This is a genomic window from Chryseobacterium aahli (genome assembly GCF_022699665.1).
Taxonomy (GTDB): Bacteria; Bacteroidota; Bacteroidia; order Flavobacteriales; family Weeksellaceae; genus Chryseobacterium; species Chryseobacterium aahli.
Window position 1 is genome coordinate 13,681 of sequence record NZ_JALDNB010000015.1, and the last position, 13,799, is coordinate 27,479.

The 13,799-nt window shown below is 34.5% G+C and carries 10 protein-coding genes; 5 read left to right on the forward strand and 5 right to left on the reverse strand.

Annotated features, from left to right (window positions below):
* Both MQX03_RS18750 and MQX03_RS18755 read left to right on the forward strand, forming a co-directional pair.
* Entirely contained in the window at nucleotides 1–1,503 is a 1,503-nt protein-coding gene (locus MQX03_RS18750; protein WP_242804925.1) for a S8 family peptidase, read from the forward strand.
* A 240-nt stretch (nucleotides 1,504–1,743) separates the two neighbouring features.
* The gene (locus MQX03_RS18755; protein WP_242804927.1) at nucleotides 1,744–2,193 is read left to right on the forward strand and encodes a GNAT family N-acetyltransferase; all 450 of its coding nucleotides are present in this window, start codon (nucleotides 1,744–1,746) and stop codon (nucleotides 2,191–2,193) included.
* Here the strand turns inward: MQX03_RS18755 and MQX03_RS18760 are convergent.
* From MQX03_RS18760 to MQX03_RS18775, 4 genes are all read right to left on the reverse strand, one after another.
* Nucleotides 2,190–3,359 (reverse strand): carboxypeptidase-like regulatory domain-containing protein, encoded by a 1,170-nt coding sequence (locus tag MQX03_RS18760; RefSeq protein ID WP_242804929.1) that lies wholly within the window; start codon nucleotides 3,357–3,359, stop codon nucleotides 2,190–2,192. The two genes, MQX03_RS18755 and MQX03_RS18760, sit on opposite strands and share 4 nt — an antisense overlap.
* A gap of 181 nt (nucleotides 3,360–3,540) precedes the next feature.
* Entirely contained in the window at nucleotides 3,541–4,368 is an 828-nt protein-coding gene (gene ygiD, locus MQX03_RS18765; protein WP_242804931.1) for a 4,5-DOPA-extradiol-dioxygenase, read from the reverse strand.
* 75 nt (nucleotides 4,369–4,443) lie between these two features.
* Nucleotides 4,444–4,956, reverse strand: a complete 513-nt coding sequence (locus MQX03_RS18770; protein WP_047447374.1) for a YceI family protein — start codon at nucleotides 4,954–4,956, stop codon at nucleotides 4,444–4,446.
* Nucleotides 4,957–5,368: 412 nt separating this feature from the next.
* Nucleotides 5,369–6,208: a hypothetical protein gene (locus tag MQX03_RS18775; protein ID WP_242804933.1), complete on the reverse strand. Its 840-nt coding sequence runs from the start codon at nucleotides 6,206–6,208 to the stop codon at nucleotides 5,369–5,371.
* 149 nt (nucleotides 6,209–6,357) lie between these two features.
* Between MQX03_RS18775 and MQX03_RS18780 the strand changes: the two genes are divergently transcribed.
* From MQX03_RS18780 to MQX03_RS18790, 3 genes are all read left to right on the forward strand, one after another.
* Nucleotides 6,358–8,499, forward strand: a complete 2,142-nt coding sequence (locus tag MQX03_RS18780) for a S9 family peptidase (RefSeq protein WP_242804935.1) — start codon at nucleotides 6,358–6,360, stop codon at nucleotides 8,497–8,499.
* Between the two features lie 20 nt (nucleotides 8,500–8,519).
* Complete coding sequence (locus tag MQX03_RS18785; RefSeq protein WP_262916953.1) at nucleotides 8,520–9,590, forward strand: acyltransferase family protein; 1,071 nt, start codon at nucleotides 8,520–8,522, stop codon at nucleotides 9,588–9,590.
* Nucleotides 9,591–9,681: 91 nt separating this feature from the next.
* Complete coding sequence (locus tag MQX03_RS18790; protein WP_242804939.1) at nucleotides 9,682–10,701, forward strand: LLM class flavin-dependent oxidoreductase; 1,020 nt, start codon at nucleotides 9,682–9,684, stop codon at nucleotides 10,699–10,701.
* Nucleotides 10,702–10,758: 57 nt separating this feature from the next.
* On the opposite strand, the gene MQX03_RS18795 is transcribed toward MQX03_RS18790, so the two are convergent.
* The gene (locus tag MQX03_RS18795) at nucleotides 10,759–13,797 is read right to left on the reverse strand and encodes an AAA family ATPase (RefSeq protein ID WP_242804941.1); all 3,039 of its coding nucleotides are present in this window, start codon (nucleotides 13,795–13,797) and stop codon (nucleotides 10,759–10,761) included.
* Between the last annotated feature and the right edge of the window lie 2 nt (nucleotides 13,798–13,799).

Genomic DNA, 13,799 nt, shown 5'->3' on the forward strand with positions numbered 1-13,799 from the left:
ATGAAAAAATGTGTATTCTTCTTACTCACTGCATTCGCTTTGAGTTCATGCAGCAATGACGATCTTCAGACATCGGCTGTTGAAAGCGAAATCATCCAAACCGATCCGCTCACTGCAAGGCAAATCAATGATAAAATCAACGAAACGACCAAAACCAAAGGCAGATTTTCCTGGAACGAATCTTCATCGCATTTTCTATGGAGCGGAATTGTTCAGGGAAATAAAATTGCATCCATCGGTTTTGGAGATTCTAAAGATGATTTTGACCGAAGTAAATCTTCCAATTCTGAAGCTTTACAGAACGAAATTCTTGAGATAATTTCACAGTACGAAGGCAAAAAAGACCGAGTTCTAATGGCTTCCGATGAATATTTGAATCAAATTGATGTTTACATCGAGAAGCAGGAAACAGTGATTGCGCTGCGTAAATTAAAATCAATCCGTTATTTTGAACCTGCAGATTACCGATATTTTGAAAATGAAAACAAAGTAAGCGGTGTTGCCAAATCAAGTGGAAGCTCATCTGGTTGCGGATTAGAATCAACAGCTTTAAGTTCTGCAGACTATACTACGGTTACACCCAATGCAAAAGCGCCATGGTCATTCGCAAAACACAATATTACCAGCGCGTGGAATTACAGCACAGGAGCAGGAATTACGATTGGATTAATCGATTCAGGAGTTTCTTTTAACCAAGGTTTGCTGAGTGGCAGTTTTAATAACGGTTCATCTTCCGGGCGAACCATCAGTAAAAACGGAGTCTATGTAGATTCTGTCTGGCCTTGGAGTTCTGGCTATGACGGAGCAGATGACAAATGTGGTCACGGAACAAGCATGGCTTCTGCGATGGCAGCTCCAAGAAATAATCTCGGACAGCCGGTTGGTGTGGCGTACAATGCGAATTTGATTTCATACCGTGCCGCTTCCAATGTCGTTTTGGATGGCTATCACGAACAAGAAGGTGTGAAAACGGCTTTTACCGCTTTAGGAAATAATACTTCTGTGAAAATCATTTCTATGTCAATGGGACATGTTTTTTCTGTCGGAAAGATCGAAGACGGTGTGAAATATGCTTACTCAAAAGGAAAATTGATCTTTTGCGCAGGCGGAACATCTACAAGTTTTACGACTTTCGTTGGTGTTATTTTTCCTGCATGGATGCCGGAAACACAGGCAATAACGGGTGTGAAAGAAAATACATCTAACCAAAAATGTGACGTTTGCCACTCAGGAAGTGAAATTGATTTTACTTACCAAATGGAAAGAGCTTCAGGAAATAATATTCCGGTGTTGAGTTATTACAATGCTCAAACCGATTATGTGGGAGGTTCTTCGGTTGCCACAGCTTCCACAGCAGGAATAGCGGCTTTGGTCTGGTCAAAAAATCCTTCGTGGACTAGAGATCAGGTTTTAAATAAAATGAGACAGTCTTCCACCTATTATCCTACCAAAAATGCAGATTTTGGCTATGGAAATATCAATGTGTTACAAGCTGTACAGTAAATAATTACATTAAATTTTGATGCTTCCGTGAGACAATTAAAATGATACTTAACTGTTTTTCGGAAGTATTTTGGTTTTTAGTAAATTATTTAATGTCCTAAATTTTATAATTTTTAATACTTCATAAATTAAAAAATGCTTTGTATTCTTTGCTGAGTGAAACGCCTTTGCGTTTAAAATTAGGCATTATAGTAAACTACGGGTAATCAAAAATTTCTTAATTTGCTTCAAAAATAAAAAATGACATTCAAGAGAGTTGATTCTACAGATAAAGATTTTCAAAATCTGGTACAGTTTTTAGATGCAGATTTGGCAGTACGTGATGGTGACGAACATGCCTTTTACCATCAGTTCAATAAAATTGATATGCTGAAACATTGTATCGTTGCTTATTTGGAAGATGGAGCTGTCGCTTGTGGAGCCATTAAACCTTTTAATGAAGAAAGTGTGGAAGTGAAAAGAATGTACACCAATCCTCAAAAGAGAAAAATGGGTTTGGCGTCTGAAACTTTACATCAACTGGAGATTTGGGCAAAAGAACTTGGGTACAAAAAATGTGTTTTAGAAACGGGAATCAAACAACCAGAAGCAATTTCCTTGTATGAAAAATGCGGATATCATAGAATTCCAAATTACGGACAGTATATTGGCGTAGAAAACAGTGTTTGTTTTGAGAAAGAATTAAATTAATCTCCTAATTTATAATCCAACGGCAATAATTTTTCAATCTTATCTTTTGCAAATTCTCCCTGATTCGTCAACATTCCGGGATTTGAAGTATTTCCATCAGGATAAATTTCAAAAGTATCGTCTTCAGGATGTAGAAAAGAGGTCTGAATAATTGGAATCGTTGCTTTCACAAACTGCCCTTTTTTCAGTTCGTAAAAGTATCTTTTAAAATTAATCTGCATCATATAATCATAATCCAAAAACAATTTGCCGTCTGTCTTTTTAGTATAATCAGATTCAGGAATCTGAGTTTTTGTGATGGCAATTTTGTAAGGAAGTTCATTTCTTTTTCTGTTACCAATATCCAGAATATCTTCCGGAACATTCAGTGTACCTTTTGATTTTAATGTTTTTGCAAAATCTTTCAATCTCTGCAACTCCTCTTCCGTTGGATATTTTGAGTTCGGAAACTTAGTAATCTGATTGACAATGAAACCTTCATCTGCAACTTTGTTCTCATACACACTTCTGAAAAAATGAGTCTGACTTCCGTCATAAGCATTCATCCTATTGAGTTTTACTTTATCATTGATTTTTGTTTCTTTGAAAAAACTGGTTCCCATAAATCGAGTCGTGTTTTCATCAAAATTGGCAGAAAATTCTACCAAATTATAGTCAATCGTGTAGCCTAAATTTTTGTTTTCGATAATTAAAGTCTGCGGAGCTTTTACTTTTAGAATTTTATTTTCTTTATCGTATGAAAACTTCAGCGATCGTTGGTTCTTAATTCTTACATTCTGTTTGTCATAACCAATGAAAGAATCAAGAAAGAACTGAATATAATTTTTGTAAGCTGTTTCTGTATAAGGGACAATCCGTACTTCCTCAATTTCTTTAGCTTTAATTAAAACCACTTTTAAGGTCTTGTTTAAAACTTCCGAAGTATTGATGGTAAATGTTTCGTAATCGTCCTTCTGAAAAACTAAACTGTTGTTATTCGAAGAAGGCAATTGAAGCGTAAAACTTCCGTCTGCTTCAGAAATTGTTCCCGTCTTTGTTCCGTCCAAATAAATATTGACGTTTGAAATAGGTTTCTCAATATCATTCACCACTTTTCCTTTAATCGTTTGAGCAATTGAAAGATAAAACGGCAGAATAATTAATAAAAGGAATACTGTTTTTTTCATGGTAAACAATATTACTAAATTTATAGTGATAAAAAAAGAGGGTGAAATAAATTCTACTTGTTCTAAAATTTTAATAATTGAAAACTTTGTGAGCTTATTATAAGTAGAATGCCTCTGTGTAACTTAAAAGCAGTTAGCTGTTAAAAAATCTTTGCGCGCTTTGCGTTAAAATAAATCTGACCTATCCAATCCTTACACTCGTCATGCTCAAAGACCCTGCAATCAGATCATCATTAAATAAAACCAAATCCTCAGACTGATTTTTTAAACCTAAAGAATAAATTAGCGGTAAATAATGATCAGGTGTCGGAATCGCATATTGCAACGAAAGTCCCTGCTTTTGATAATCAATCAGATTCTGAAACTCTCCGTCCAGAAGCCAATTGTTGGTTTTTTCTCTAGCTTCAATAGCCCAATCCCAGCCGGCGCCAACGGTGTTGATGTTTTTCCAGTCGACCATTCTGAGGTTATGAACAATATTTCCGCTTCCTATAATCAAAATTCCTTTTTCTCTCAGTTTTTCCAATCTTTTAGCCAAGTCAAAATGATACTGCGGCGGTTTCGTATAATCAATACTCATCTGTATAACAGGAATATCCGCATTCGGATACATGTGTTTAATCACAGACCATGCTCCATGATCTAAACCCCAGTTATGATCTTCTTCCACGAAAACGGGAGAAAGAAGCGCTGCCGTTTCCTTTGCCAATTCGGGATTCCCCGGTGCTGGATATTGTACATCAAACAAAGCCTGCGGAAAACCGCCAAAATCATGAATCGTTTTGGGCATATCCATTGCAGTGACTTTAGTTCCCTGTGTAAACCAGTGTGCAGAAATACACAGAATTGCATTGGGTTTCGGAATTTCTTTCGCCACATTTCTAAATCCCTGAACAAACTGATTTTCTTCAATAGCATTCATAGGCGATCCGTGACCAAGAAATAGAACGGGCATTTTCTGAGTATTTTTAAATTGATCGCTGATATTTTGTAAGTCGTTAAGTTGCATGACCTGTATTTTTTAAAATAAAAAGATTCGGTGATTATAGCAAACCACCGAATCTCAAAAACTATATTTAATTTACTATGCTTGCTTTACAAACTGCAGTTCACCTGCCACTTTCACATCTTCACCTACCATTACGCCACCTGCTTCAAGAGCTGCATTCCAGTTCAATCCGAATTCTTTTCTGTTGATTTTCCCTTCAAAAGAAAAACCAGCTTTTGTATTTCCCCAAGGGTCTACATTGATTCCTCCGAACTCAACATCCAAAGTAATAGGCTTTGTAATACCGTTCACGGTAAGATTTCCTGTTACAGAATTGTTTAAAGCATCAGATTCGAAAGTAATTGTAGGATTAGCTTCTACGTTGAAGAATTCTGCAGATTTCAGGTGATTATCTCTGTCTGTATTGTGTGTAGAGATAGAATCTGTCTGAATCGTAGCGGTAGTTTTTGCGTTCGCAAAAGTATCGTCTTCCGCATCGATTTCTGCAGTAAAGTTGGTGAAGTTACCTTTGATGTTTGAAATCATCATGTGTTTTACTTTAAAAGTAATTTCACTGTGCGCTGGGTCTAAATTCCATTTTGTAGCCATTGTATTTATTTTTTTTGTTATTTATAATGCAAATCTACACCAAGAACAATCTCCGATTCATTGATTTAGGATAAGAAATGAGATTTACTATAAATTTAACAAGAATTTTAGATTAGTTCATTACTTATTGCTAATTTCTCATTACTATTATTTGGGGGAGCTTCATCCCGCTATCCACTCATACTCCTTGCGCCAATGCTTTTCCCAACGCCTGCTGTGGGGTAACCGTTGCTATCGGGGCTAGGGCAGTGGTTTGTGAATTGAGATTGAGTGTGAAAAATTAACGATTGGATATTCATTTTAGAATGCGCATTTGAAAACCGCACCGGCAAAAATTCTTTCAGAATTTTTGCCTCCCCTCCAGTGGATGGAAATTTTCTTAGTACAAATATTTGACTTTATGAAAATGTTTTTAGATTTTAGAGTTCTTATTTAGTATTTTTTCTATTGCATCATCAATGTTTCCAAGTGGATTGATAGGCGAATTAATCCATTCAGGGTTATTAAAACCGTTAGCAGCCATCCAATTTCTCATTAATTTCAATTTGTCAATCTGGGAGGTATTACTTTTATTGATAAAGAGACTAAAATAGGCAATATCGAGTCTCACATCTACATTCTCAATAATGCAGAACATATCTAGTAGAAAATTCCCTCCGTAGGAAATCATATTTCTATTTAAACTTCGGGTAAAAGTACTGTCAAATCCATAGCCAATTGACTCTAACACAATGTTTCTTTGATCTTCCGTCCAATGTAAAATATCAGTTTTTAATTCTTCCCAATCATTTTCGGTGAAATTATTTAAAATATTCTGTATCTGTTCACTTCCACCACCCAAAGACCAATAATCACTGTCAGTATATTCTTCTTTTAAAATTAGATTGTGAATGGATAAAATTTTAAAATTCTTACTTTTGGTTGTAGAATGTATTTTATAATTTTTCTGCCATTTCTTTACTTCGGGATGCCTAAAACCTTCAGGAAGCTGACCATAGATTTTCATTGCGATTATTCTTTTATCATTATCATATGGTGTTATGAATTTTCCGTCAAGTCCGTAGGCAAGGCAGTCTGTAAGAATATTCTGTTCGGTTACACCCCAATGAATAACATCATGGTAAATTTTTGAAAATTCAGAATAATTCATTTTAATAAGATGATTGTGTAAGGTAAATCCTCCTTCATTTTCCCAAAAATGAAGATCTCTGTTTCTATTATTGACAATATATTCGTAGATAGTTTTATTCATCAAGTTTATCTTAAGTTTTTATTTGAATTCACAAACTAATTTACCTAAGAATTTTCTGAAAACATTCTTAAAAATAAGTAATGTTTTATTTTAACATTTTTTAACGGTTGGGTTTTATTTCTTACTTTTGACAGATTCAATTTTATACAATGCAATTACATAAATTTTCTTTATTGATGGTTGTTTTGGGCGGAACTGCTTTTGCACAGACCCAAAAGTTTACCATGGCAGAAGCCGTCAACGGAATGCGAAGCAATCTGGCGGTAAAAAACATCTCCCAGTTTTCATGGTCTGCTGATAACAAATCATACATTCAGGCAGTGAAAGGCGGATATCTGTTGACAGATCTGAAAACCAGCAAACAAGATACTTTGATTTCTTTATATCAATTAAATAAAAGTTTCGCAGACAAAAAGCTGAAAGGTCTTCCACCGGTAAAGTTCACGAGTAATTCAAACGCTTATTTCTCAGCCAACAATCAGATGTATTGGGTGGAGAAATCAGGAAACGACTGGAAAGTAAAGCGTTCTGCAGCATTGGGAGATAATCCTTCTACTATGAAAACGCTTGCTGATAATCAGACTTTAGTCTATACAAAAGGCAATAATTTATTCATTAACAAAAACGGAAAAGAAGTTGCGGTAACGAATGATACCAACGAAAATATCCTAAACGGAGCTTCTAATGTCCACAGAAACGAATTCGGAATCGACAGCGGAATTTTCCCTTCTCCAAATTCTGAAAATGTTGCGTTTTACAGAATGGATCAGACGATGGTTGCAGATTATCCAATTATCGACTGGTCTGTAACTCCGGCGGTAAATACGAACATCAAATATCCAATGGCAGGAAAAACTTCTCACGAAGTAACGCTTGGAGTGTATAATATTAAAAATGAATCAACGACTTTCCTGAAAATTGAAGGTGAAAAAGATCAATATCTAACCGCAATTACCTGGAGTCCGGATTCTAAATTTATATTTGTGGGAGTTCTCAACAGAGGTCAAAATCATTTAAAAATGAATCAGTACGACGCTGTGACTGGAAATTTGGTGAAAACTTTATTCGAAGAAACCGACAGCAAATATGTAGAGCCACAGCATCCTTTAATATTCTTCCCAAATTCTAATACCGATTTTATCTGGCAAAGTCAGAGAACGGGTTACAATCACTTATTCCATTACAGTTTAGAAAAAGGTTTGATTGCTCAAATGACAAAGGGAGATTGGCTGGTTACCGATATTTTAGGCTTTAATGAAAAGAAAAAAGAAATCTATTATGTTTCTACTCAGGAAAGTCCTACCGAAAGACATTTATACAGAATCAACTGGGCGACTTTCAAGACGCAGAAATTAGATAATGCAGAAGGAATGCACACGGCAGTTTTGAGCAGCGACGGAAATCATTTGTTTGACTCTTACAGCAATACAAATACACCGAGAGTTGCGAATATCATCAATACGACGACATTAAAATCAACGAATCTTCTGACCTCAGAAAATCCGTTGAAAAACTACCAGCGTCCTGAAATTAAAAATATCAATCTAAAAGCTGATGACGGAACTTTACTGTACGGAAAAATCATTCTTCCGACCAATTTTGATCCTAATAAAAAATACCCTGTTATCGTTTATCTGTACAATGGTCCACATTTGCAGTTGATTACCAACAGTTTTCCGGCTTCAGGAAATCTTTGGTACGAATACATGGCACAAAACGGCTACATTATTTTCACTATGGATGGTAGGGGTTCTTCAAACCGTGGGATGAAATTTGAGCAGGCAGTTTTCAGAAATCTTGGAACAACTGAGATGAACGATCAGTTGCAGGGTGTAAAATATCTAAAATCACTTCCTTACGTAGATTCTGAGAGATTAGGGATTCACGGATGGAGCTTTGGTGGTTTCATGACGACAAGTTTTATGCTTCGTCAGCCTGATGTTTTCAAGGTCGGTGTTGCGGGTGGTCCGGTAATCGACTGGAGCATGTACGAAATTATGTATGGCGAAAGATATATGGATTCTCCACAGGAAAACCCTCAAGGATATGCTGCTTCTAATCTTTTGGATAAGGTTCAGAATTTAAAAGGGAAACTACTGATGATTCACGGTGCGCAGGACGATGTAGTAGTTTGGCAACATTCGATGAAGTTCATCAAGTCTGCGGTTGATAACGGAGTACAGTTAGATTATTTCGTATATCCAGGACATCCGCACAACGTGATCGGAAAAGACAGAGTACATCTGATGCAGAAAGTGACTGATTATTTTGATCAGAATCTGAAGAAATAAACTTCTCGATATAGCATAATATGAACTTTATAAAAACAGATAGAGTACACTTTCATACTTTTGATTCGTTAAGATTTCTATCTTTTTTATTAGTTTTCTTACATCATTCCCTCATGCCAGAAGAAAATTTTCTACATTATTTTTCAAGGGCAGGAGGGATTGGTGTTTCCTTTTTCTTTGTTTTGAGTGGCTTTTTAATCACATATATTCTGATTCTTGAAAAGCTTAACAACAATAACAGGGTTCCTCTGAAAAAATTTTTTAAAAGAAGGATTTTAAGAATCTGGCCACTTTATTATGCCATGGTTCTTTTTGCTTTTTGCACACCTTTTATCATTAAATTTTTACATCTCCCATCGTCCAACGAAGGTTACGAACCCAACTGGTTCTTCACCCTTACTTTTTTAGAGAATTATGTGATGATGTATAAAAATAACTTCCCGAATGTCTCGCCACTGCGGGTAATGTGGTCATTGTGCATTGAGGAGCATTTTTACATTATTTGGGGTTTGGTATTCTATTTTATTTCGCTTAAAAATATTCCGAAACTTATCATAATAAGTGTTGCAACAAGCTTTGTTTTTAAAATAATATACAGTATTTATGATATTTCTACTACAGATATTCTTACTAACATAGATATGTTTGCATTCGGGGCGATACCGGCATATTTGTTTGTTTTCCACAAAGATTTCATTAGCAAAGTAGAACAGATACCTGCTATTTATAAATACTGTTTTTCAATGTTTGTACTTTTAATAATTGCTTTAATATCAAACCATTTGATATCTTTGGAAGCAAAATTAAATTCTGTCATTTTCGGAATACTTTTCTCGGTTCTCATCCTATTTACCCTTGGCGAAAAAAATGCATTCAAAATATCAGACCAAAGTATTTTGGCTTGGCTTGGGAAATATACTTACGGATTATATCTCATTCACACTATTTGTATCAATTTCTTTAATAAAATAGGAAGCAATTATACTCTAAATTGGTACACAATTATAATTCTGTCGTTTATTACAACTGTGTTTCTTTCCTTTCTTTCATACCATCTTTTTGAGAAACAATTTTTAAAGCTTAAAAAATAATTTAGGCTCAATTTCATCCATCTCTTTCTTACCAAACATCAACGTTTTTAATCATTCATTACCCTAATTTTGTCTTATAAATATCAACAATATGGAATTAGGAATAGGAATGTTTGGCGACTTAGCATTTGACCAGACCACCGGAAAATATAGAGATGCGGGAATCAAAATAAGAGAAATTCTTGAGCAGGTAAAATTAATGGATGAGGTAGGAATCGATGTCTTCGCAATGGGAGAGCATCATCGAGCAGATTACGCAGTTTCTTCACCCGAAATCGTTTTGGCTGCTGCAGCAAGTATTACAAAAAATATAAAATTGGCGAGTGGTGTAACAGTTCTAAGTTCGTCCGAACCAGTAAAAGTATATGAAGATTTTTCAACCTTAGATTTAATCTCAGACGGAAGAGCTGAAATATATGTAGGCCGTGGAAGTTTCATCGAATCTTTCCCATTATATGGGTATTCTTTAAATGATTACGAAGAGTTGTTTGACGAAAAATTAGAATTATTATTAAAAATAAATTCGGAAGAAAACGTTTCGTGGTCGGGAAAATTGCGTGCGCCAATGCAGAATCAAACCGTTTATCCAAGAGCGAAAAATAACGGAAAACTTCCGATCTGGAGAGCCGTTGGCGGAACTCCACAATCTGTTTTAAGTGCGGCACAATTGGGAATGCCTTTAGTTGTGGCAATCATTGGCGGAATGCCGATTCAGTTTAAAAATCTAATCGAATTTTATAAGCAGGAATACCGTAAAGCAGGTCATGATGAATCTGAAATGCAGATTGCCATTCATTCTCATACTTTTGTAAGTGAAGATGAAAATGTGATTGAAGGATATTTCGACACTTACAAATCTCAGATGGACAGAATAGGAAAATCCCGAGGCTGGGCACCGTACACAAAAATGCAGTACGATGGTGGAAAAGCCAGAGAAGGTGCTTTATTTATTGGGAATGCAGATCATGTTGCTGATAAAATAAACTACATGAAAGAAATTTTCGGGATTACAAGATTTATCGGTCACATGGATGTAGGAGATCCTGCTCACGATATCATGATGAAATCTATTGAATTGTTTGGCGAAAAAGTTGCCCCAAAAGTAAGATAATATATAAGATACTAAAGCTAACCCTTTCAGCATTTCAAACGCCGAAAGGGTTTTTTGTTACACAATCTCAATCAAGCTTCCCCTTTCCTCATCTTTCGTAATATGTAGTGAAACCGGAATTTTCTCTTTCAGCTCTTCCACATGAGAAATAATTCCCACAATTCGGTTCTCTTTCTGCAGATTCATCAGTGTTTCAAAGACAATATTCACAGATTCTACATCCTGAGTTCCGAAACCTTCGTCGATGAAAAAGAAATTTTTCTCCGATTGTGCATTTGTCTGTACACTTTCTGCCAAAGCCAACGCAAGACTTAGTGAAACCTGAAAAGCCTGTCCGCCTGAAAGTGTTTTTACACTTCGGCTTCGGCCTTCATTCAGGTAATCTACGATTTCAAAATCATTGCTTTCGTTCAACTGTAAACTTAGTTGATTTCTTGTCATTCGATGGAAACGCACGTTGGCATGGTCGCATAACTGACGAAGATAAATAGAAGAAACATACTGCACAAAACCTGCTCCCTTAAAGAGATTGGTCATTATTTTCAGATTTTCTGAGCGTTTTTGTAGCTGTGCTAAATCTTTTAAAAGACTTTCTTTTTTCTTGAATTCTTTTTCTAGTCTTTCAATTTCTGTTGTAATTTTTACTACACAATCATTTGCATTTTTTAAATCATTTTCAAAAGTTTTAAACTGATTTTCAGTTTCTGTAAACTGTTCTTCATCAAATGAAAAATCTTTGAGTTTGGTTTCCAGATTAAGGATATCATTTTTTACAATTTCAAATTGAATTCTGAATTGTTGAATAACATTTCTCGTGTCTGAAACATTAATTTCCTGCAGTAGAATATTTTTAACAGTATTTTCGTTATTGAAATTGTTATCAACTAAGGATTTCGTTAAAATATTTTCATTGTGTGAAATTTCTTTTTCCAATTCAGAAATTCGTTTTTCCAATTGATCGACAATTGTTTTTTGCTCGGCTAACTTTGGCGAAATTTCTTTCTCTTCTTTGATTAGTTGCTGATAATTATTTTCTGTTTCGAGATTAGATTGTGAAAGTTTAATGTGAATTTCTTCAACATCAATGATTGGTTTTTCTCTATAATCAATCCATTGCAAAGCTTTTAAATTAGCTTCGTTTGTTTTGATCTGCTCTGCTTTTTTCGCCTCATCAAGCCTAAATTTTTCTAAAGCCTTATTATAATTGTCAAGATTTTCTCTTTCCTTATCAAGGTTTTTTTGCTCCAACCCGATTTTTTGATTGAGTTCATCGATTTGTTTTTCAATTGAGAAAGATTGCTGACGTTTTTCTTCAAAATCATTTTGATTTTCAGCATTAAATTCCGTCCAGCTAAAGCTTTTTAAATGTTCTTCAATGTTGATTTGAATTTGCTTTACAATCTCTTCTTCCGATTTCAATTGTTCCTCAAAAATCTTTTTTCGGTTAAGTATTTTTTCAATTTCTAAAGATTGTTTTTGAATTTGATCTTTTTGAGTTTCAATCTGTTCAATTTTTTTCTGAATCTCGTTTAGTTCTAAATTTACATCGTCAAATTCTACAATATTTGGATGTTCCAAAGCACCACAAAGCGGACAAGATTCTCCGTCGTGAAGTTCACTGGCAAAATGTGCTAATTTCTGCTGAACTTCAAGATGATTTCGCTTTTCAGAAAGTGCTTTTTTCTGAGTTTCTAAAACTTCAGCCTGAGTTTTAAAATCATTTTTAAAGGTTTCAGAATTGATTTCAAAAGGTTTTAATTCCTCTGAAATTCTTCCGGTTTCAACTTTTTTTGTATCGATTTTTTCAACCTGACTTTTTAAAAATTCTTCTAATTTTTTCTTTTCCGAAAACCAGTTTCCCACATTTAAAAGTAAATTAGAATCTAACTTTTTAGGCTTTAATAAATCAATTTGTTTAGAAAGTTCCTGGGCTTTTTGCTGAATTAATTTTTGATTTTCTTCGACTTCTTTTACTTTTTCTGAGCCTTTTTTTGTTCTTTCCTTTAGAGTTTCAATTTCGTCCGAAAATGTCAGCATTTGCAGAATCAGACTTAAATCATTCTCCTGAATTTTTGATTGATGTAAAGCTTCATATTTTGGTTGAATTGCCAAAAGCTTATTTTTAATGTTTTCAAACTTTACTTCAGTTTCCTGTAAATTTTTATACTGATGTTCTTTATTTTTAAACTGCTCTGAAATTTCTTTCTGAAGCTTATTTTTTTCAGTAATAATCGGTGTGAAGATTCTGAAAACTCTATCAAAAAGTTCAGTTTTAGTTTCTAATTCATCAATATTTGTTTTTTGAATACTAAGTTTTTCAAAATCTGTTTTTTTCTGTTTCAGCGATTCAAAATCTGTTTTTAAATTTTTAAGCTGCTGATATTTTTCTTCAATATTTTTAAATTGAATTTTTACCTCTTCAAATTTTTGCTGTTCAGTTTTTAAGTTTTCTTTTTGAACTAAAATTTGCTCTTCATTCACTTCCTCAAAACCTTTCAGTTGACCTTCCAGCTGATCGAGTTCTGATTTATTTTTTGCATGTAAAGCTGAAACATTATTTTGTAAATCAAAACGCTGCAGACTGAAGATTTCCTTCATCATATTCGTGCGGTCTGCCGCGCCAAGCTCTAAAAACTCTTTAAACTGACCTTGCGGAATGATGATAGTTCGCTTAAAATTCGCATAACTCAATCCAATTATTTTTTCCGCATTGGAATGTTCCAAAGGAATCCAGCTTTCATTTTTCCATTCGTAAAAGGTTACCGTGGGCGTTTTTACATCTTCGAAATTTTTAGAATTACGTCGGAATTCTCTCGTCGCCCGGAATTTTTTATTCTCATAATTAATAAAATCAAACTCAATATACGATTTGTTTGATTTCAAATTCATCATATTGTAAGCACGTTTGTCTCTTGCGTTGAGACGTTCTGTTTCGCCGTATAATGCAAAAGAAATGGCTTCCAGAATAGAAGATTTCCCGGAACCTACCGAACCGAAAATTCCAAATAAACCAGCTTCTGTAAGATTTTTAAAATTAATTTTCTGGCGTTCCTGATAAGAATAAAGACCTTCTAAAGTCAATTGAATTGGAATCATTT